Annotated in this window: 17 protein-coding genes and 1 pseudogene; 11 read left to right on the top strand and 7 right to left on the bottom strand. The window is 41.1% G+C overall.

Going from position 1 to position 20,817, the window contains the following annotated elements; translation table 11 throughout:
• Window positions 1–10 precede the first annotated feature (10 nt).
• Together FCN25_RS18405 and FCN25_RS18410 are read right to left on the bottom strand one after the other, a co-directional pair.
• Window positions 11–1,084, bottom strand: coding sequence for an efflux RND transporter periplasmic adaptor subunit (locus tag FCN25_RS18405; protein WP_137226840.1), 1,074 nt, complete (start codon window positions 1,082–1,084; stop codon window positions 11–13).
• Window positions 1,085–1,530: 446 nt separating this feature from the next.
• Window positions 1,531–2,817 (bottom strand): citrate synthase, encoded by a 1,287-nt coding sequence (locus FCN25_RS18410; RefSeq protein ID WP_137226841.1) that lies wholly within the window; start codon window positions 2,815–2,817, stop codon window positions 1,531–1,533.
• A 411-nt stretch (window positions 2,818–3,228) separates the two neighbouring features.
• Between FCN25_RS18410 and sdhC the strand changes: the two genes are divergently transcribed.
• From sdhC to FCN25_RS18455, 9 genes are all read left to right on the top strand, one after another.
• On the top strand, window positions 3,229–3,624 hold the full coding sequence (sdhC, locus tag FCN25_RS18415) for a succinate dehydrogenase cytochrome b556 subunit (RefSeq protein ID WP_137226842.1): 396 nt from the start codon (window positions 3,229–3,231) through the stop codon (window positions 3,622–3,624).
• The gene (gene sdhD / locus FCN25_RS18420) at window positions 3,618–3,965 is read left to right on the top strand and encodes a succinate dehydrogenase, hydrophobic membrane anchor protein (RefSeq protein ID WP_137226843.1); all 348 of its coding nucleotides are present in this window, start codon (window positions 3,618–3,620) and stop codon (window positions 3,963–3,965) included. Before sdhC ends, sdhD begins: the two co-directional genes overlap by 7 nt.
• On the top strand, window positions 3,966–5,732 hold the full coding sequence (gene sdhA, locus FCN25_RS18425) for a succinate dehydrogenase flavoprotein subunit (RefSeq protein WP_137226844.1): 1,767 nt from the start codon (window positions 3,966–3,968) through the stop codon (window positions 5,730–5,732).
• A 15-nt stretch (window positions 5,733–5,747) separates the two neighbouring features.
• Complete coding sequence (locus FCN25_RS18430; protein WP_137226845.1) at window positions 5,748–6,455, top strand: succinate dehydrogenase iron-sulfur subunit; 708 nt, start codon at window positions 5,748–5,750, stop codon at window positions 6,453–6,455.
• 201 nt (window positions 6,456–6,656) lie between these two features.
• Complete coding sequence (gene sucA, locus FCN25_RS18435) at window positions 6,657–9,479, top strand: 2-oxoglutarate dehydrogenase E1 component (protein WP_137226846.1); 2,823 nt, start codon at window positions 6,657–6,659, stop codon at window positions 9,477–9,479.
• A 28-nt stretch (window positions 9,480–9,507) separates the two neighbouring features.
• Window positions 9,508–10,701: a 2-oxoglutarate dehydrogenase complex dihydrolipoyllysine-residue succinyltransferase gene (odhB, locus tag FCN25_RS18440; protein WP_137226847.1), complete on the top strand. Its 1,194-nt coding sequence runs from the start codon at window positions 9,508–9,510 to the stop codon at window positions 10,699–10,701.
• A gap of 76 nt (window positions 10,702–10,777) precedes the next feature.
• Window positions 10,778–11,944 carry an ADP-forming succinate--CoA ligase subunit beta gene (gene sucC / locus FCN25_RS18445; RefSeq protein WP_137226848.1) on the top strand — a complete coding sequence of 389 codons (1,167 nt, stop codon included), beginning with the start codon at window positions 10,778–10,780 and terminating at the stop codon, window positions 11,942–11,944.
• Window positions 11,945–12,817: a succinate--CoA ligase subunit alpha gene (gene sucD / locus FCN25_RS18450; protein ID WP_137226849.1), complete on the top strand. Its 873-nt coding sequence runs from the start codon at window positions 11,945–11,947 to the stop codon at window positions 12,815–12,817.
• Between the two features lie 71 nt (window positions 12,818–12,888).
• Window positions 12,889–13,815 (top strand): AEC family transporter, encoded by a 927-nt coding sequence (locus tag FCN25_RS18455; protein ID WP_137226850.1) that lies wholly within the window; start codon window positions 12,889–12,891, stop codon window positions 13,813–13,815.
• Between the two features lie 88 nt (window positions 13,816–13,903).
• On the opposite strand, the gene fur is transcribed toward FCN25_RS18455, so the two are convergent.
• The gene (gene fur / locus FCN25_RS18460; RefSeq protein WP_137227469.1) at window positions 13,904–14,335 is read right to left on the bottom strand and encodes a ferric iron uptake transcriptional regulator; all 432 of its coding nucleotides are present in this window, start codon (window positions 14,333–14,335) and stop codon (window positions 13,904–13,906) included.
• A 352-nt stretch (window positions 14,336–14,687) separates the two neighbouring features.
• Between fur and cobB the strand changes: the two genes are divergently transcribed.
• Window positions 14,688–15,419, top strand: a complete 732-nt coding sequence (gene cobB / locus FCN25_RS18465; RefSeq protein WP_137226851.1) for a Sir2 family NAD+-dependent deacetylase — start codon at window positions 14,688–14,690, stop codon at window positions 15,417–15,419.
• Window positions 15,420–15,462: 43 nt separating this feature from the next.
• Window positions 15,463–15,888, top strand: coding sequence for an AAA family ATPase (locus FCN25_RS18470; RefSeq protein ID WP_137227470.1), 426 nt, complete (start codon window positions 15,463–15,465; stop codon window positions 15,886–15,888).
• 59 nt (window positions 15,889–15,947) lie between these two features.
• Here the strand turns inward: FCN25_RS18470 and FCN25_RS18475 are convergent.
• The 4 genes and pseudogenes from FCN25_RS18475 to FCN25_RS18490 all read right to left on the bottom strand — a co-directional run.
• Window positions 15,948–16,601, bottom strand: a pseudogene (locus FCN25_RS18475) (2',3'-cyclic-nucleotide 2'-phosphodiesterase); the annotation flags it as partial.
• A 207-nt stretch (window positions 16,602–16,808) separates the two neighbouring features.
• On the bottom strand, window positions 16,809–18,119 hold the full coding sequence (locus tag FCN25_RS18480) for a cytochrome c (protein WP_137226852.1): 1,311 nt from the start codon (window positions 18,117–18,119) through the stop codon (window positions 16,809–16,811).
• An 11-nt stretch (window positions 18,120–18,130) separates the two neighbouring features.
• A complete protein-coding gene (locus FCN25_RS18485) occupies window positions 18,131–19,903 on the bottom strand; it encodes a GMC family oxidoreductase (protein ID WP_137226853.1) in 1,773 nt (590 codons plus the stop codon).
• Window positions 19,904–19,905: 2 nt separating this feature from the next.
• Window positions 19,906–20,619: a gluconate 2-dehydrogenase subunit 3 family protein gene (locus FCN25_RS18490; protein WP_217495319.1), complete on the bottom strand. Its 714-nt coding sequence runs from the start codon at window positions 20,617–20,619 to the stop codon at window positions 19,906–19,908.
• Window positions 20,620–20,817 lie beyond the last annotated feature (198 nt).

Raw genomic sequence — 20,817 nt, forward strand, 5'->3', positions numbered from 1 at the left:
TCCCGCTCCGTTATCGAATAGCTGCGAAGCTAAGTGGGGTAATAATTTCCACTAATGATTGATCTTTGAGATTTTGTTGGCCACGGATGACAATTTGTTCACCATCTTCCACACCCGATAAAATTTCAACCGTGTTATTTTCACGGTAGCCCAAGGTGACTTCACGTCGTTGTGCTTTGGTGTCTTTAATGACATACAAAGCCTGGGTGTTGTCTTGGTTGATTAATGCGTTATAAGGCACGGTAAGTACATCAAGGTGGGTGTCGTATTTAAGTTCAACCCGAGTAAACATGCCTGCTTTTAATGTTGCATCTTGATTGGGGACCGCTAGTGTTACTTTAAACGTACCACTTTGAGCATCCACTATTGGACTGATGCGTAACACGTTAGCGTTAATAATTTTGGCGTTTGCAGTTTGATGTTGTTGAATAATACTGGCTTGCTGACCAACTCGTAAACTCGCAAGCTGTTGTTCTGGTAGGTGTAATATACCGTGAAGTTGGTCTTGGTTAACGACATAAAATAGCTCTTGGAACTCTTTGGCCATATTGCCTGTTTTAACATAGCGTTCAGCAACAACACCATTAATGGGTGAGGTTATTTGGCTTTCTTTAACTTGTAGCTCTGCTAAATCTCGTTGTGCCTTGGCTGCTTGTAAATTAAATTCGAGTTTGGCCATAGCATCTTGGCTAATAAACTCTTTGTTATTCATTTTGTTTAAACGATTTAATTCTTGCTGAATAATCTGCACTTCGGCTTCTGAACGATTGAAATCATAGCGTTGACGCTTGGCATCAATTACCGCAAGTATTTGCCCCTTGGTAACCCGATCGCCTTCCTCAACGTTAATGGTTTCAATTATCCCTGCGATGCGGCTCATCACATGTGACTCTTCTGGTGCCTCGAGAGTTGCTGTCGTGCTGTAAAAAGAGGATACATTGCCTGTAGTGACCAGTGCGGTTTCAACTGGGATAGCAAATTTTTCATCTTCTTTTACTTGCTCTGTTTCGTCACCACAACCGCTAAGTGCTGCTATACAAAATAAAGGAATTGCCATTTTTTTTATGTTGATGAACCTGTCCATGGGAGTACCTGCCAATTATTATTTTTTGAATTAAATGACGCTAATGTACTTAGTGTTATATTTAAGCAGTTAAACGTCACGTTATCATTTGTAATCAATGTTAATTACTCACCATATAGCATTAACCATGCCATGTTAAATACATGTTATACAGCAATGATTTATGTTGGTTTAATGTTTGGTGTTAGTGAGTTTGGTAATGTTAAATTAGTTAAAATGGTTAACTTATGGTGTGATTGGTTATTCCTGCATGATGGGTTATGAAAAAGATTTAATAACACGATCAATAAAAAAGTAAATTAATTAGGGAATAAGAGGTAGAACGACTTCGAGGCTATGGTTGCATGCTAGTAGTAAGTGTATTTAATTCAATGGGGACAAATGAATGGGCTTAAAATACAAAAAAAGCGCCTTTCGGCGCTTTTTTATCACATTAATCAAAACGATTAACGTTTATCAAGACTCACAAATTCACGTGCCGATTCACCAGTGTATAACTGACGTGGACGGCTGATTTTATGGCCTGGTTGATCTAACATTTCTTTCCAATGTGAAATCCAACCAACAGTACGTGACAATGCAAATAGCACAGTAAACATACTGGTAGGGATACCAATGGCTTTCATGATGATACCAGAGTAGAAATCAACGTTCGGGTATAGCTTCTTAGAGATAAAGTATTCATCTTCAAGGGCGATACGCTCAAGTTCCATTGCTACATCTAATAATGGATCAACCACTTTAAGTTCTTTAAGCACGTCATGACACGTTTCACGCATCACTTTAGCGCGTGGGTCGAAGTTTTTGTAAACTCGATGACCAAAGCCCATTAAGCGGAATGGATCGTTTTTGTCTTTCGCTTTCTCGATAAACTCAGGAATGCGATCAACGCTGCCGATTTCTTCTAGCATTTGCAGACAAGCTTCGTTAGCACCACCATGAGCTGGGCCCCACAACGAAGCTATACCCGCTGCAATACATGCAAATGGATTAGCGCCTGATGAACCTGCTAAACGTACTGTTGATGTTGATGCATTTTGCTCATGATCAGCATGCAGTACAAAAATACGGTCCATTGCTTGTTCAATCACTGGGTTGACCTTGTACTCTTCACACGGAGTAGCAAACATCATCGACAAGAAGTTACCTGCATAACTTAAATTGTTACGTGGGTAAATAAATGGCTGCCCCATTGAATATTTGTAGCACATTGCAGCAATGGTCGGCATTTTAGACACTAAGCGATAAGCTGCAATTTCTCTGTGCTCTGGATTGTTAACATCTAGAGAGTCTTGATAGAAAGCAGATAATGCACCTGTTACACCACATAGCATTGCCATTGGGTGTGCATCACGACGAAATCCTCTGAAGAAGAAAGCAATTTGCTCATTAACCATAGTGTGTTGTTTCACTGTGGTGACAAATTGTTCGTAATCGACTTTAGACGGTAATTCACCGTAAAGAAGCAAGTAGCATAAATCTAAGTATGTCGATTCAGTTGCAAGTTGCTCAATTGGATACCCACGATGTAACAAGATACCTTTATCACCATCGATATAAGTAATTGCTGACTCACAAGATGCAGTAGCTAGAAAGCCTGGGTCGAAGGTAAAATACCCTTTTTTTCCAAGTTTACTGATGTCGATAACATCAAAACCTTCAGTACCTTTTTTAATAGGTAGGTCGATTGAATCGTTTCCTGGTAACTCTAATTTGGCTATATTATCAGCCATACCCCGTTCTCCTTACTTCATTCTTTATATGAGTGCGGCATGTTAAGCGGTCATTACTTTACAGTGGATCGGGATCACATTTCAATTTAAATAAGCGTTTAAATTTGTTAGACCATGGTATATGTCCTCTGAAAACCGCTCTGCGCTTGGATTAGAATAAAAAAAACACTAAAAAAACTTATTTTGCATAATGTGAGGTTTGTATTTGACAATTCCCACGAGTATACTTGCCTGCGTCCCTAATGGCGACGAGCGTCACAGTTTGGAAATGATTAAATTATAAACTAATTGTTGTTTTCTCAACTGTTTTAGGCGTTAAGAGCAGTCTATTTTTTGTTTAGAGAATGCTTTGCTATGTGCAAATTATTAATGGTTAAGCAAAGAATAGATTTATAACAAAAATAAGGCTCAATGGAGCTGAGTGAGCAGAACGTGAAAAAGCAAAGACCTGTCCATCTAGACCTGCAGACGATTCGCTTTCCTGCGACAGCGATCGCGTCAATACTGCACCGCATCTCCGGTGTGATCATGCTATTTGCTATTGGTATCCTTCTTTGGTTGTTAAATTCGACTTTAACATCAGCAGATGGTTTCGCTAGCGTACAATCCTTGTTCGATAGTTTCGTGATGAAGTTCATCCTTTGGGGAATTCTAACTGCGTTGGGTTATCACTTATTAGGTGGCATACGCCATTTGGTAATGGATACTGGTCGTTGGGAAGAGTTAGCTTCAGGTACTGCATCAGCTAAGGCTACTTTTGCTTTAGCAGCGGCCTTTTCAATCATAGCGGGGATTTGGGTATGGTAATAAATGCATCAAGTTTTGGACGCAGTGGTGTTCATGACTATATTCTATTACGCGCAAGTGCAGTGATTCTCGCTTGTTATACTATTTTCATAGTTGGCTTTATCGCGTGTAGTGCCCCATTAACTTTTGAAATTTGGAGTGGTTTGTATAGCTCACTTCCGATGAAAGTCTTTACCCTAATAACCTTGCTTGCTTTACTTATTCATGCATGGATTGGTGTATGGCAAGTATTGACTGATTATGTCAAAAATACTGCATTACGCGGGGTTTTACAGTTTACCTTTGTTTTGATCGCATTAAGTTATGCTGCATCAGGCATTGTAATAATGTGGGGTGTTTAAGTGAGTATTCCAGTACGCGAATTTGATGCAATCGTAATCGGCGCCGGCGGTGCGGGTATGCGAGCAGCATTACAGATTTCTAAAGAAGGTAAGAGCTGTGCGCTTTTATCTAAAGTGTTTCCAACTCGTTCACATACCGTTTCTGCTCAAGGTGGTATCACCGTAGCATTAGGTAACGCGCACGAAGATCATTGGGAACAACATATGTACGATACGGTTAAAGGTTCCGATTTTATCGGTGACCAAGAAGCCATTGAGTTTATGTGTCAAACCGGTCCTGAAGCCATTATCGAACTTGAGCAAATGGGATTACCTTTTTCTCGTTTCGAAGACGGCACTATCTATCAACGTCCTTTTGGTGGCCAATCAAGAAACTTTGGTGGCGAGCAAGCAGCACGTACTGCAGCAGCCGCTGACCGTACAGGACATGCACTGCTTCATTGTTTATATCAACAAAACGTTAAACATAAAACTGACGTTTATTCTGAGTGGTATGCCTTAGATTTGGTTAAAAACGATGATGGCGTGGTTGTTGGTTGTACTGCAATTGAAATTGAAACAGGCGATATTGTTTATTTCAAAGCCAAAGCAACAATTTTAGCAACAGGTGGAGCAGGGCGTATTTATGCTTCTACCACTAACGCCCATATCAATACTGGTGACGGTGTGGGTATGGCGGCACGTGCTGGTGTTCAGTTACAAGATATGGAAATGTGGCAGTTCCACCCTACGGGTATTGCTGGCGCAGGTGTTTTGGTTACTGAAGGTTGTCGTGGTGAAGGTGGATATCTTCTAAACAAAGACGGCGAGCGTTTCATGGAACGTTATGCACCAAACGCGAAAGATTTAGCATCACGTGACGTGGTAGCACGTTCAATGATGACTGAAATTCGTGAAGGTCGTGGTTTAGATGGTCCATTAGGTCCGCATTTGTTGCTGAAGCTTGATCATTTAGGCAAAGAGACCCTAGAAGCTCGTCTTCCTGGTGTTTGTGAATTGTCACGTACCTTTGCTCATATCGATCCAGCCGATGGTCCAATCCCTGTATTACCAACGTGTCACTATATGATGGGCGGATTACCGACTAAAGTGAGTGGTCAAGTTATTCGTAAGAATGATGATGGCACTGAAGAAGATGTATTAGGTTTGTTTGCTGTCGGTGAGATTGCTTGTGTATCCGTACATGGAGCGAACCGTTTAGGTGGTAACTCACTGCTTGATTTAGTGGTATTTGGACGTGCTGCAGGTCAGCATTTAGGTAAAGCGTTAGATGCAACACCTGATCCAAAAGCAGCATCAGACGAAGACATTAGTGCTTCACTTGCTCGTCTTAATCGTTGGGAAAGCAACAAAGACGGTGAAGACCCTACGGTTATCCGTAAAGATCTTCAATTGTGTATGCAGTTAAATTTCTCTGTTTTCCGTAGTGGCGAAGCCATGGCAGAAGGTTTAGAACAGCTTCAAGCGATTCAAAAACGCCTTGAAAATGCTAAGTTATCTGACAATTCTACCGAATTTAATACTCAACGTATTGAGTGTTTAGAATTAGATAACTTAATGGCAACTGCGCTCGCAACAGCTTATGCCGCTAACTTCCGTACAGAAAGCCGTGGTGCGCATTCTCGTGAAGATTATTTAGAACGTGATGATGAAAATTGGTTATGTCATAGCTTGTTTAATCCAGTGACTAAAGCGATGAGCAAACGCGATGTCAACATGTCACCTAAATTACGTGAAGCGTTTCCACCGATAAAACGGACCTACTAGGCAGGAGTTGCAAAGATGAAATTAACATTTGCATTGTATCGTTACAATCCTGATGTAGATACCAAGCCTTACATGAAGGATTTCACCCTGGAAGTGCCTGATGGCTCTGACATGATGGTGCTGGATGCGTTAATTAAACTGAAAGAACAAGACCCAACGCTTGCGTTCCGTCGTTCATGCCGTGAAGGTGTGTGTGGTTCTGACGGTGTTAACATGAATGGTAAAAATGGATTAGCGTGTATCACGCCATTATCGACCTTTAAAGGGAAGAAAATTGAAATCCGTCCTTTACCAGGCATGCCAGTAGTTCGTGATTTGGTCGTTGACCTCACTCAGTTCTACAAGCAATACGAAAAAATTAAGCCTTATCTGATCAATGATGAAAAGGCGCCTGTTCGCGAACATTTACAATCACCTGAAGAGCGTGCTCATTTAGATGGTTTATATGAATGTATTTTGTGTGCATGTTGTTCTACCGCTTGTCCATCTTTCTGGTGGAATCCGGATAAGTTTATCGGTCCAGCTGGTTTATTACATGCTTATCGTTTCTTGATTGACAGCCGCGATACGGCAACTGAGGAGCGTTTATCTGAACTAGATGATGCTTACAGTGTGTTCCGTTGTCATGGCATTATGAACTGTGTTGATGTTTGTCCTAAAGGATTAAACCCAACTAAAGCGATTGGTCATATCAAGTCAATGTTACTTAAGCGAGCCGTATAATGCATAAAGAAGAGCAAAATAGTCTGACTTATTAGCTCTGTTGAGAGTCATCTTCATTATGGAGATGGCTCTTTTGTGTATTTATGCAATACCTCCTGACATTATCTTGTTAAGATAATTTCAGTCTACGTGTGATGTAACTTAAGTTACTCACTGTTATGTTTATGGCTAGTACGTGTATCAAGTTTGAAAGGAATAACAATGCACCAAGGCATCATGAAAGCCTGGCTCGAGTCGTCATATTTAAGTGGTTCGAACTCGACCTACGTAGAAGAGATGTATGAAGCCTATCAAGAAGATCCACAGTCAGTGTCTGCTGATTGGCAGGTCGTTTTTGATAATCTCCCTCCGGTTAATGGTACTTCAGTAGATGTACCCGAAACTGCCCACTCTAAAGTTCGTGACTATTTCCGTAGCTTAGCCCTAGAAGGTCGCTTAAAAAACGCTAACAGCGTCAGCGATCCAGAGCTAGATGCGAAACAAGTTAAAGTCCTGCAATTGATCAATGCCCATCGTTTTCGTGGCCATCAAAATGCCAATTTAGATCCATTAGGATTGTGGAAGCGTGAAGTTGTTCAGGAGCTCGACCCTGCTTATCACGGCTTAACCGCTGAAGACATGCAGCGTCAGTTTAATACTGGTTCATTCGCCTTGGGCGGAGAGACCATGAAGTTGGCTGATATTATTCATGCATTAAAGAGCACTTATTGTGGCTCAATTGGTGCTGAATACATGCATATCACTGATACCGATGAAAAACGTTGGATCCAGCAACGTCTTGAGCCGACATTGGGTAAAGCCAATTATGATAAAAACGTTAAAAAGCGAATTCTTGAAGGGTTAAATGCGGCAGAAGGTATCGAAAAATACCTAGGTGCTAAATTCCCTGGAGCTAAACGTTTTTCATTAGAAGGTGGTGATGCGCTTGTTCCTATGATGCGCGAAATCATTTATCGTGCTGGCGAAGCAGGTACTAAAGAAATCGTTGTAGGTATGGCTCACCGTGGTCGTTTAAACTTACTTATTAACGTGCTAGGTAAACGTCCTGCTGAACTGTTTGATGAGTTTGCGGGTAAACACGCCGACATCCATGGCTCGGGTGACGTTAAATATCATCAAGGTTTCTCATCTGATTTTGAAACACCAGGCGGCAATGTTCATTTAGCCTTAGCCTTTAACCCATCTCACTTAGAAATTGTGAATCCTGTGGTCATTGGCTCTGTGCGTGCGCGTCAAGACCGTCGTGGTTGTAAAGATGGTCTTCAGGTAATGCCTATTACCATTCATGGTGACTCTGCTATTACCGGGCAAGGTATTGTGCAAGAGACATTCAACATGTCTCAAACACGTGGTTTTAGTGTGGGCGGTAGCATTCGAATTGTTATCAACAACCAAGTCGGTTTTACCACATCTAATCATGCTGATACACGTTCAACTGAATACTGTACTGACATTGCTAAGATGGTTCAGGCGCCGATTTTCCACGTCAATGCTGACGATCCGGAAGCAGTTGCGTTTATATCTCAACTTGCCGTGGATTACCGGAATGAGTTTAATCGTGATGTGGTCGTTGATTTAGTGTGTTATCGCCGTCATGGTCATAATGAAGCTGATGAACCTAGCGCTACACAGCCGCTAATGTACGCTAAAATCAAAAAACACCCTACGCCACGTAAAATCTATGCCGATAAATTAATCGCTGAAAATAGTATTCCAGCCGATGAAGTGACTGGTTTGATTAATCATTATCGTGATGCATTAGATGCTGGTGATTGTGTGGTGAAAGAATGGCGTCCTATGACGTTGCACACCGTTGACTGGACACCGTATCTTAATCGCGAATGGGATGAAGAATACGCTGGTTCAATGTCTATGGAGCGCTTACAGAATTTAGCCAATAAGTTGGTTGATATTCCTGAAAGCCACACATTACAGTCACGTGTTGCTAAAATTTGTGCTGATCGCGCCTCTATGGCGGCAGGAGAGAAATTATTAGACTGGGGTTTTGCTGAAACCTTGGCTTATGCTTCTATCCTTGAAGACCAAAAGCGCGTACGTATTACTGGTCAAGACTCTGGTCGCGGCACATTCTTCCATCGTCATGCTGTGTTGCATAACCAAAATGACGGTACTACCTATTTACCTTTGCGTAATGTGGCAGATGAACAAGGGCCAATTGATATTATTGACTCAGTATTATCAGAAGCCTCTGTATTAGCGTTTGAATACGGTTACGCAACTGCAGAACCTGGTGGATTAACCATTTGGGAAGCGCAGTTTGGTGACTTTGTTAACTGTGCTCAAGTAGTGATTGACCAGTTCTTATCATCTGGTGAGCAAAAGTGGGGCCGTTTATGCGGTTTGACTATGCTGTTACCTCATGGTTATGAAGGTCAAGGCCCTGAACATTCAAGTGCACGTTTAGAGCGCTTCTTGCAATTATGTGCTAACCACAACATGCAAGTGTGCGTGCCATCAACTCCGGCGCAGGTTTATCACATGTTGCGCCGTCAAGTTGTTCGCCCTATGCGTCGTCCATTAGTGGTCATGTCGCCTAAGTCTTTACTTCGTCATCCATTGGCTGTGTCTAGCCTAGAAGAGCTTGCTGAAGGGACTTTCCAAAATATCATTGGTGAGATTGATACTTTAGATGCCAGCCAAGTGGACCGCGTTGTATTTTGTAGCGGTAAGGTTTATTTCGAGTTACTCGAAAAACGTCGCAAAGAAAATGTCACCAACGTTGCCATTGTACGTGTTGAGCAGCTGTATCCGTTCCCTGATGTGGAACTGCGTGCAGCATTAGCAACATATCAACATGTTACTGATTTTGTTTGGTGTCAGGAAGAGCCGCAAAACCAAGGTGCATGGTACTGTAGTCAACATCATTTCTGGGCTAATATTCCTGCAGGTGCTCAATTAACTTATGCCGGTCGTGAAGCTTCTGCTGCACCAGCATGTGGTTATCCTGGGTTGCACGTACAGCAGCAAGAATCATTAGTAAATAGCGCATTAAAACTGTCGTAATAGATAATTTATATAAGGGAAGCTTTCCATGAGTATCGAAATTAAGGTACCCGTATTACCAGAATCTGTTGCTGATGCAACTATTGCTACTTGGCATGTTAAACCTGGTGAGCAGGTGACTCGCGATCAAAACTTAGTTGATATCGAGACTGACAAAGTTGTATTAGAAGTGGTTGCGCCAGAAGACGGTTCAATCTCTGAATTGTTATTCCAAGAAGGTGACACCGTCTTAGGTGAACAAGTTATTGCTAACTTTGTTCCTGGTGTTGTGTCTGGCCAAGAAGTGACTAAAGCTGAAGCATCAGCGCCTTCTGCTGCTGCCTCTGACGCTTCTACTGATGAATCTAATGATGCATTAAGCCCATCAGTTCGTCGTGTTATTGCTGAACATAATCTTGATGCCAGTAAAATTAAAGGCACTGGTATTGGTGGACGTGTGACCAAGGATGATGTTGATGCATTCCTTAAGTCAGCACCAGCGAAAACTGCTGCGCCAGTTGCACCTGTAGCGCCATTAGAAGGCCGTAGTGAGAAGCGTGTGCCAATGTCACGTCTTCGTAAAACCATTGCAACACGTCTTTTAGAAGCGAAAAATTCCACGGCTATGTTGACGACGTTTAACGAAGTCAACATGAAGCCAATTATGGATATTCGCAAACAGTATCAAGAAGTTTTTGAAAAACGTCATGGTATTCGTTTAGGCTTTATGTCTTTCTATATCAAAGCCGTGACAGAAGCGTTAAAACGCTTCCCAGATGTTAACGCATCTATTGATGGTGATGAGATTGTTTATCATAACTATTTCGATATCAGTTTTGCCGTATCAACACCTCGTGGGCTGGTAACACCTGTCTTACATGATACTGATACCATGAGCTTGGCTCAAATTGAAAAAGCAGTTCGTGAATTAGCCATCAAAGGTCGTGACGGTAAATTGTCTGTTGCAGACATGACTGGCGGTAACTTCACTGTGACTAACGGTGGTGTTTTCGGCTCACTAATGTCGACGCCAATTTTGAACCTGCCACAAAGCGCAATTTTAGGCATGCATGCCATTAAAGATCGCCCTATGGCAGTTAATGGTCAGGTTGTTATTCAGCCTATGATGTACCTAGCACTCTCTTACGATCACCGTATTGTTGATGGTCGTGAGTCAGTTGGCTTCTTAGTTGCTATTAAAGACTTCTTAGAAGATCCAACTCGTCTACTACTTGATTTATAAGACAGTAGATAAACCCCTCGTCGCTGGCTCAATATGAGCCAGTTGGATTTGATTTGAAGTATATGGATAGATCATCATGAATTTGCATGAGTATCAGGCAAAATCTTTATTTGCCGAATATGGTTTACCAGTCTCTGAAGGCTTTGCATGTGATACTGCTCAAGAAGCAGTTGAAGCAGCTGGTCACATTGGCGGAAATTTATGGGTTGTTAAGTGTCAAGTACACGCTGGCGGCCGTGGTAAAGCAGGTGGCGTAAAAGTTACCGGTAGTAAAGACGAAATTAGAGCATTCGCTGAACATTGGCTAGGCAAAAATTTAGTAACATACCAAACTGATGCTAAAGGTCAGCCAGTTGCTAAAATTCTTGTTGAAAGCTGCACTGACATCGCCAATGAATTGTACTTAGGTGCAGTTGTTGATCGTAGTAGTCGTCGCATTGTGTTTATGGCGTCGACTGAAGGTGGTGTAGAAATTGAAAAAGTGGCTGAAGAAACGCCAGAACTTATTCATACCGCTATCATTGATCCGTTAACAGGTCCTCAGGCTTTTCAAGCTCGTGACCTTGGTTTCAAGTTAGGTTTAAACCCAACTCAAATGAAGCAGTTTACCAAGATCTTTATGGGTTTAGCGAACATGTTCACTAATTATGATTTCGCATTATTAGAAATCAACCCACTTGTTATCACAACTGAAGGTAACCTTCATTGTTTAGATGGCAAGATTAGTATTGATGGTAACGCGTTATTCCGTCAACCAAAAATCAAAGCGATGCATGACCCATCACAAGATGATGCTCGTGAAGCGCATGCTGCTAAATTTGAATTAAACTATGTTGCTTTAGACGGTAACGTAGGTTGTATGGTTAACGGTGCCGGCCTAGCAATGGGTACAATGGACATCGTAAACTTACATGGTGGCAAGCCAGCAAACTTCTTGGACGTTGGCGGTGGGGCAACTAAAGAACGTGTTGCTGAAGCCTTTAAAATCATTCTTTCTGACAGCAATGTTAAAGCAGTATTAGTTAACATCTTCGGTGGTATCGTACGTTGCGATATGATCGCTGAAGGTATTATCGGTGCGGTTAAAGAAGTTGGCGTTAAAGTTCCAGTGGTTGTTCGTCTTGAAGGTACTAACGCCGAATTAGGTCGTGAAGTATTGGCTAAGTCTGGTCTTGATATCATCGCGGCTTCAAGTCTAACTGACGCGGCTGAACAAGTTGTTAAAGCTGCGGAGGGCAAATAAATGTCTGTTTTAATTAATAAAGATACCAAGGTGATCTGTCAAGGTTTCACTGGTGGTCAGGGTACTTTTCACTCTGAACAGGCGATTGCTTATGGCACGCAAATGGTTGGTGGTGTTTCTCCTGGAAAAGGTGGTCAAACTCACCTAGGTCTTCCTGTATTCAACACTGTTAAAGATGCCGTAGCTGAAACAGGTGCAACTGCAACTGTAATCTATGTACCTGCACCTTTTTGTAAAGACGCTATCCTTGAAGCAATCGATGCAGGCCTTGAGCTAATCGTTTGTATCACTGAAGGTATTCCTACACTTGATATGCTTCAAGTGAAAGTGAAGCTTGAAGAAACTGGCGTTCGCATGATCGGTCCTAACTGTCCAGGTGTTATCACTCCTGGTGAATGTAAGATTGGTATTATGCCTGGTCACATTCACAAGCCTGGTAAAGTCGGTATTGTTTCTCGTTCTGGTACATTAACGTACGAAGCGGTTAAGCAAACTACTGATGAAGGTTTCGGCCAATCTACTTGTGTAGGTATCGGTGGCGACCCAATTCCTGGTACTAACTTCATCGACGTATTGGAAATGTTCCAAAACGATCCACAAACAGAAGCGATTGTAATGATCGGTGAAATTGGTGGTAATGCTGAAGAAGAAGCGGCTGAATATATCAAAGCACACGTGACTAAGCCTGTGGTTTCTTACATTGCTGGTGTTACTGCACCAGAAGGTAAGCGTATGGGCCATGCTGGCGCTATTATCGCTGGTGGTAAAGGTACTGCTGCTGATAAGTTTGCTGCTTTAGAAGCTGCTGGTGTAACTACTGTTCGCTCTTTAGCTGACATTGGTAAAGCATTACGTACTAAAACTGGCTGGTAATTAATTACCTTGCTAGATAAAAGGCGCTTAGGCGCCTTTTTTATTACCTTTTTACATGAGTTTGATTATTTATGGCCATCATGAGTATCATTTTTCCAATCATTTTTATGGTGGCTTTAGGCTATTTATTAACTTGGAAAGGCTTTTTTACTAAAGAGCACATTGCCGGAATTAGCAAATTCACTTTTTTTGTCTGCATCCCTGCTTTTTTATTTACTAATATGCTGGCGGCACCACTAGCGCAAAGCATCGACTTATATTCATTAGTGGCTTTTTACCTCCCTGTGTTTGTGATATTTACGTTGGGTTATCAACTTAATCACTACTTCAGCCCTAGTGATCAGCAAACACGTGATGCTAGTGCGGTTTTCGCCTTAGGGTGCAGTTATTCCAATACGGTTTTAGTTGGGTTGCCCATTATTACCGCTTCGTTAGGTGAGGCGATGATTGGGCCTGTATTGATGATCATTACTTTTCATAGCGCATGTTTGTTCGCGTTAACGTTTGTTTTAGCGGCTCGGGCGGAACAACAAGGGTTTTCTTGGCGTCGCTTTACGCGCTCTATGGTATTAAATCCAGTGGTGTTAAGTATTGGGCTTGGCATCATCGCTAATGGGTTAAGCATTGATTTAGGCAAACAACTTGATGATGGGTTAGCGCTATTAGCTAAGCCTGCTCTGGCATGTGCATTATTTGTACTCGGTGCCAACCTCAGTTTCTATCGAGTAGGTGAAAGTTGGCGCTTAGCATTAATGGCCAGTTGTATAAAAATTTTATTGTTACCCGCCTTTGTTTACGTAATGGCTGCAGTGGTATTTCAACTTTCGGCACAAAATACGGCTATGTTGGTGTTATTGAGTGCTTCACCGTTAGGTATCAACGCTTATTTCATTGCAACTGAGATTAAACAGCATGAATCAACTTTAGGTAGCACAGTGGTATTATCAACAGTACTATCTGTATTGAGCTTTAGCTTATGGATTACTTGGTTGGTATAAGGTATCGAATTCGTGTAAACAGGTATTTGAACCAATAAAAAACCAGCATATACGCTGGTTTTTTGTTGATTAACATCTCGGGAGAGATTTATTCATCTGCATGGTCGCAAGTATCGTTAGTGCAGTGACCATAAAGATACAAACTATGGTGAGTGAGTTTAATATTATGACGCATCGCAATTTCATCTTGGCGACGTTCAATCACATCATCAGTAAATTCAATCACTTTGTCACAGGTTAAACACACCAAATGGTCATGGTGTTGCTGTGTTGACATTTCAAACACCGCTTTACCACTTTCAAAATGATGGCGATTTAAAATGCCTGCATCATCGAATTGGTTCAGTACTCTATATACGGTAGCAAGGCCAATTTCTTCACCTATTTCGAGTAATTTTTTATATAAGTCTTCCGCACTGATGTGCTGATTTTCTGGTTCTTGCATCAGTTCTAGAATTTTAACTCGCGGCAGGGTTATTTTTAATCCGGCTTTTTTGAGCGCTTGATTTCCATCTGTCATTGCTAATCTCTTGATTGCAGAACCCATCGGTTCATCGGTGGATAATATAAGCATTATATGTCTTGAATTTAAAAACATAAACCTCTTAAGGCGCTTAATCAACTTATATACAGAATATTTAGTAAAACACGCACTTATGTTGATATTATTTGCGATATATCACTAAAAGGTATTCAATAAACTTACTTATACTAAGGGATTATTGCACCACTTAGGTAATAATATATGATCAATTGATTAGACCATATGCCAATTTGGGGAATTAATTGACAAATGTTCGCGATGATCTTGTACGATAAAGAGATATATTTACAGAATAAAAGCGGTGTTTAATAACAATAAAGGACATAACATGTACCGGCGAATAGTGGTACTGACCGGCGCGGGGATTTCTGCTGAGTCAGGCATTAAAACATTTCGAGATCAACATGGATTATGGGAAGAACATCATATTGAAGATGTTGCAACACCCGAGGGATATGCTCGAGATATCGATTTTGTTGAACGATTTTATAATACACGTTTGGAGCAATTAAATGGTGGTGACGTTGCCCCCAATGCTGCGCATGTTGCTTTAGCGAAACTCGAAGCTGAATTTGATGGTGAATTGTTAGTCATTACTCAAAATGTCGACGATTTACACGAACGAGCAGGCTCGCTGCGTCTCTTACACATGCATGGCGAACTTGCCAAAGGGCGTTGTCCACAATCATTACAAACTTTTGTGTTACGAGAACCTTTTGGTGTCGATAATTGCTGTACGTGTTGTATTCCGGCAAAACGTTTACGACCTCATATTGTTTGGTTTGGTGAGATGCCATTTGGTATGGATAGAATTCATGATGCATTAGACCACTGTGATTTGTTTATTGCCATTGGCACATCTGGGACCGTATATCCAGCTGCCGGTTTTGTCGATGCAGCTAATCACCATGGCGCGCAAACTGTAGAGGTTAATTTAGTCGAAGCCGATAGGCACAGTCAGTTCCAATACCATTTAACCGGTAAAGCAGGGGAGATTGTCCCACAATTAGTAGAACAAATTTTGGCAGGCAAGGTGATAGGCAGTGACAAACCAGACTAGTCATTCAACATGTGATACTAATAATCCGAAAGTGGCGATCATTATGCGTGGTCTGCCAGGTAGTGGTAAGTCACATTGGGTGGAGCATTATATTGATTCATTAGGCGCAGACTTGTCGATTCATATTCGTCAGCACGGTTACTTTTCAACTGATTTTTATTTTTTTCATCAAGGTGAGTATCGGTTCAATCCGCAAAAACTTCCTCAATATCACCAAGCTAATTTAACGGCTTTTATTGTGGCATTAGCCCGTAGTGAACCTGTAGTGATTTGTGATAATACTAATGTTGCTAAGTGGGAGTTTATGGCTTATGAAGCTGCGGCTCGAGCGTTAGGTTATCAAGTTAGAGTGGTGTTAGTGGGTCAGCCCAAAAATGCTGAACATCAACAATTGTGTGCATTACGGAACCAACATCAGGTGCCCCTAGAACATATTCAAAAGATGGGTCATTTGTTTGAGTTAGATTAGTCGCTAAAGATATAAAAAAAGGCGCATAAAGCGCCTTTTTGAATTTAGTCCGCGAGTAATTACTTCGCAGCAACAGGTGTAGTTAGGTCTATGCTATAAATCGCCAAGCCGGCTACAACATCAGCTGTTTTAGGTAACTTAACCATTTTACGTTGTTGATTATCAGCAACAAACTGATCAGCAACAGCACTATCTTGAGTTTCAAAACGAATATCTAATGCAACAGTGGCATTGTCGATTGTTTTAAAATCCCAGTTATAATCAGCGGTTGGATCAACCATAGCGTCATATCCGCCAGTTGTATTAGGTTGTGATTCTACAGTGATATAAGCAGATAGTGCATTACGGTTAGTGTCTGGTAGTTCAAGCACTACGTGGTCAGAACCCGTGCCCGCAAATGAGCAACCAAAGGCACGGTAGTTATTTGATGCGACTACAAAAGACATTGTCGCTAACTCATCATCCGTAATAACCGTTCCATCAGCTGCGGTATATGCTAGGTCGACAATGCGATTGGCATCAGCATCAACCACTTCACAATTGCGATCAAACTTAGTCGGTTGAGTGTCATCAATTTTGTAAGTTAAGCCATCTATGACGTAGAAGTTATAAGTTGGATGACCAGTGCGATTAATCAGGTTTTGTGGTGCACTGACGCTTGGGTCAATTTGATTAAATTGATTAGCAGAACATTCTAACCAATTTTTTAAATCAACAGCGATTAAGATGCTTCAACATTTAATAAGTGAATCACAAACATCCTATTAAATAAGTGGGATCCTTCAGAATTTGACCCACTTATTGTTAAGGTAAATCTACAACAAAAGAAAGGTTTATATTTATCAGATAGAAATGGAGTAGCAGGTTTAAAATTAACGTTTAAAAACCATACTACCCATAACTTTTGTTAATATGAATTATCAATAAACTTGAGGTGCACTTTTATTTAATACTTCACTGGAGATTGTTTGCCTTATTTCTTTAACCTCATCAGCGTCAACTTTTGTTGCATTATTTCTCCATGATTGACGAACAAATGTCGCCAATGTCGCAACTTCCTTATCGTTTAACCGCCAACCAAAGCCGGGCATTTCGATTGCTTCAGGGGCATTCGTTGTTGAGGGTAATCGTGCGCCCGCTAAGATGATATGAATTAACCCATCTGGATTTTCTGCATTCACCAAAGAATTGTCATCAAGTTGTGGGAAAACATGTGGGGCACCCGCACCATCAGTAAAGTGGCATGCATTACAATTATCTAAATACAATCGTGCACCGGAGTTAATTTCAACCTTAGCGGAATTAAGTAACTTTGTGGTGTTTCCTGGGGCAGAAGTGTCTTCGCTTTTTGCACTCTTCTGGCCTGATTGGCTTTTTAAATAAATTGCCATGGCGTGCAAATCATCTTTAGTTAAGTGACTTAAACTATATTGAATAACATCGGTCATTTCACCTGCAACTGCTGAATAATAATTTCGTCCAGTGCTAAAGTAATCCATTAGATCTTGTACAGACCAATGTTCTAAATTGGTGTTGTTTCCTGCACGCAAGCTTGGAGCATGCCATATACCAATATCTGCACCAGATAAGAAGCTTTTATTAGCATGGTCGTAAGATTTTTCCTGATAGATAATGCCCCTTGGTGTGTGACAACTACCACAATGACCTAACCCTTGAACTAAGTAAGCCCCACGGTTATGTTCTTCCGATTGTTTAGGATCAGCCACAAATGCGCCATCATCTGTCGCTACCCAATCCCAAAAACGGATCCCCCAACGTTGATTAAATGGAAAGCTTAGAGATGTTTCTGTCGCTTCAACATCGACAGCTTTAACCCCATGCATGAAATACGCATACATTGCTTTAGTATCTTCATCAGTTATTTTTTGATAACTAGGATAAGGCATTGCAGGGTATAAAAAAGCACCGTCTGCACGAATACCGTGCCGCAAAGATTGTTCAAATTCTTCGTATGTGTAATTACCGATCCCGGCCGTTTTACTTGGGGTTATATTGGTGGAGTAAATGGGACCAAAAGGGCTGTCAACGGCTCTTCCTCCAGCAAATTTTTCACCATTTTCACTGGTATGGCAAGCAACACAGTCGCCAGCATTAGATAAATATTCCCCTTTATTAATGAGATCCTGCTGTAAATTTTGAGCCATAGACGTACTACTATAACTCCCCATTGCTATTGCCAAGCTTAGTAATGAGAATAATGATAACTTCATGTTCACTGCTCCTATACTTGTACCAATGGGCCAGGGTTAGGTAAATATTTTTCTCGGATAGCCTTTGCAGACCAATAGGTTAACGCGCCGACTAACCCTGTTGGGTTATATTGAATGTTTTGCGGGAACGCACTGGATCCCATGACAAATACATTATGTACATCCCAACTTTGTAGGTAGCGATTTAATACGCTCGTTGCTGGATCCGTGCCCATAACCGCGCCGCCAACATTATGAGTGGTTTGATAAGGACGGACATCGTATTCAGACCCAAAGTCTTTAAAACTGTAATCTACATGATCAGGCTTCATCACCTCGACAATACCCTCAATTTGTTTTTTCATAAATTGAGTCATGCGGATATCATTTTCTTTCCAATTAAACGTCATCGATAACATTGGCAAGCCATGTTTATCTTTATAGGTTGGATCCAAACTTAAATAACAATCTCTATATGACATATTGGAACCGTGTGTTCCTATCGTCATAGTATGACCATAATTAGCTTTAACGGCTTTTTTCCACTCAGCTCCCCAGCTCGGAGTTCCTGAGGGCAAAGGCATATTTCTAATCGGCTGGCCGTTCGTCATTGCGGCAAAAATATACGAACCACCAATGAAACCTTCTTTTTTAAAATCAATTTGATTGGTACCAAAATCATCTATTACGGTAGCATTGCCACCCGCACCAATAAATGGATTAAAGTTTTTGTCTTTAAAAAATAACGTTGCTCCACCGACCATTTGATAAGCGTAATTACGTCCAACGACTCCTGTATTACTGACAGGGTCGTAAGGTTTACCTATCTCAGATAATAATAATAAACGGACATTGTGATAAGCGTAACTACCAACAATGACTAAATTGGCGGGTTGAAAGACTTCGTCACCATTGGGATCAATATAAGTAACGCCAGTTGCTTTTTTACCAGAACTGTCTTTATTGATTTTGATCACCTCACACCCAGTTCGGTATGAGAAATTTTTACGTTGCTTTAATGCACCTAACACACAAGTTTGAGGAGAGGCTTTTGAGTTGTTAATACACCCATAACGTTCACAGAATCCACAATAGTTACAAGGGCCTAATTGCATTCCATAAGGGTTTTTATAGGCTTCCGATGCATTGGCTGCAGGCAGAGGGAATGGGTGAAAACCTTTTATTTTAGCTGCATTTTCAAAAACAGTATCATTGAGGGTTCGTTGTAATGGGGGAAGCGGAAAAGGTGCTTGTCTAGGGCCTTCAAATATGTTGCCTCCGGGTTGTATTTCACCTTTGATGTTACCCGCTGTACCTGACACACCCAAAATCTTTTCAAAGAAATCAAAATGAGGCTCTAATTCCTCATAGGAGACTCCAAAATCCTGAATTGTCATATCTTCAGGAATAATATCGGCACCAAATTTCTCTTCTACATAACTGCGTAAACGTAATTCTTCTGGCATTGGTCGCCAAGTATGACCATTCCAGTGAGTTCCGGCCCCACCAACGCCATTACCAGGTAAAAAGGAGCCTAACTGACGATAAGGTACGGCAACATCTTGAGATGAGTGGCGAACGGTTACTGTGCTGTCAGCAGGGGCTGACATCAATTTATAACGTACTCCATAAGTCAATTCATCTGCCATTTGAGGATAAGCAAAATCGGGTACAGTATTTTGATCTTTACCACGTTCAAGAGCGAGTACCTCTAGACCCGCTTCAGTCATTTCCATTCCCATAATTGAACTTGTCCAACCAAGTCCTACTAGTACAACATCTACAGGTTTATTTTGACGAGTCATATTTATCCCCTCTCTCCTTCAATACTTACAGGTCCAAGTGGGTATTCAACATTAGGGTAAGCTACCCATTCTTTGAATGAGGCTCTAGCCCCTGGAAAACCAATCATTTTCCAACTCGCTAAATTTTTATTGCCGCTATGAATAGGGTCTGCAAAGTAGCCTTCTTTGGTATTCTGTAATAAGAAAGAGAAAAACTGCATTGAGCTAAGATCAGGAAATTGAATTTCACCTAATTGTAACTGACTAAGCACCATGTCTTTTTCACTGTCTGATAGTTCTGCAAAGGATTTTTGATAGGTTTGATGGCAGTAATCTTCTGTTGCTTTAATCCCTTGTCTGTAGGTTTGCGCAGGTGTAAGAGATGATTGATAGCCCATTTCTGGTTTAGCAGATAAAAATGGCGGTTGCATATACCAATCTAGAGCGTTACCGAATCTCCCTTGCATTTGTTTGTCAATAAATACCGGAACATTAGTGTCTAAAGCACCGGGTCCAGTAGCATCTGCAGGTATAAGGCGATCGGTTGCTGCTAGGATGAATGCCCATTCATTAGCAGAAAAGTAGCTTGGTTTATATTCCCCTAAATCAATATCTAAAGGTTGAGCAAGGGTTGGTATAACTAGATTCGGGGCCATAGCGACTACTGAAATAGCGATTGTCGCTTCTTTTAAAAATTTTCTTCTGGAGTTGTTTAGAGGTTTTTTTATATTCATCATCTTTCCTAAATAGATAACGTACCAATATAGATACCGTACCAATATAGAACACTATATTTACTATATAGAATAATAAATATAGTGTTTTCAATCAGTATACGAAATCAGGCTAAGCTAATAAATACATTAATGAGTTAATATGATTATTCTCGATTAATAATTATTTAACTGAGTGCTTTTGTAAATTCCCGGTGTTAT

Source organism: Shewanella sp. MEBiC00475 (assembly GCF_005234075.1).
GTDB classification, from domain to species: domain Bacteria; phylum Pseudomonadota; class Gammaproteobacteria; order Enterobacterales; family Shewanellaceae; genus Shewanella; species Shewanella polaris.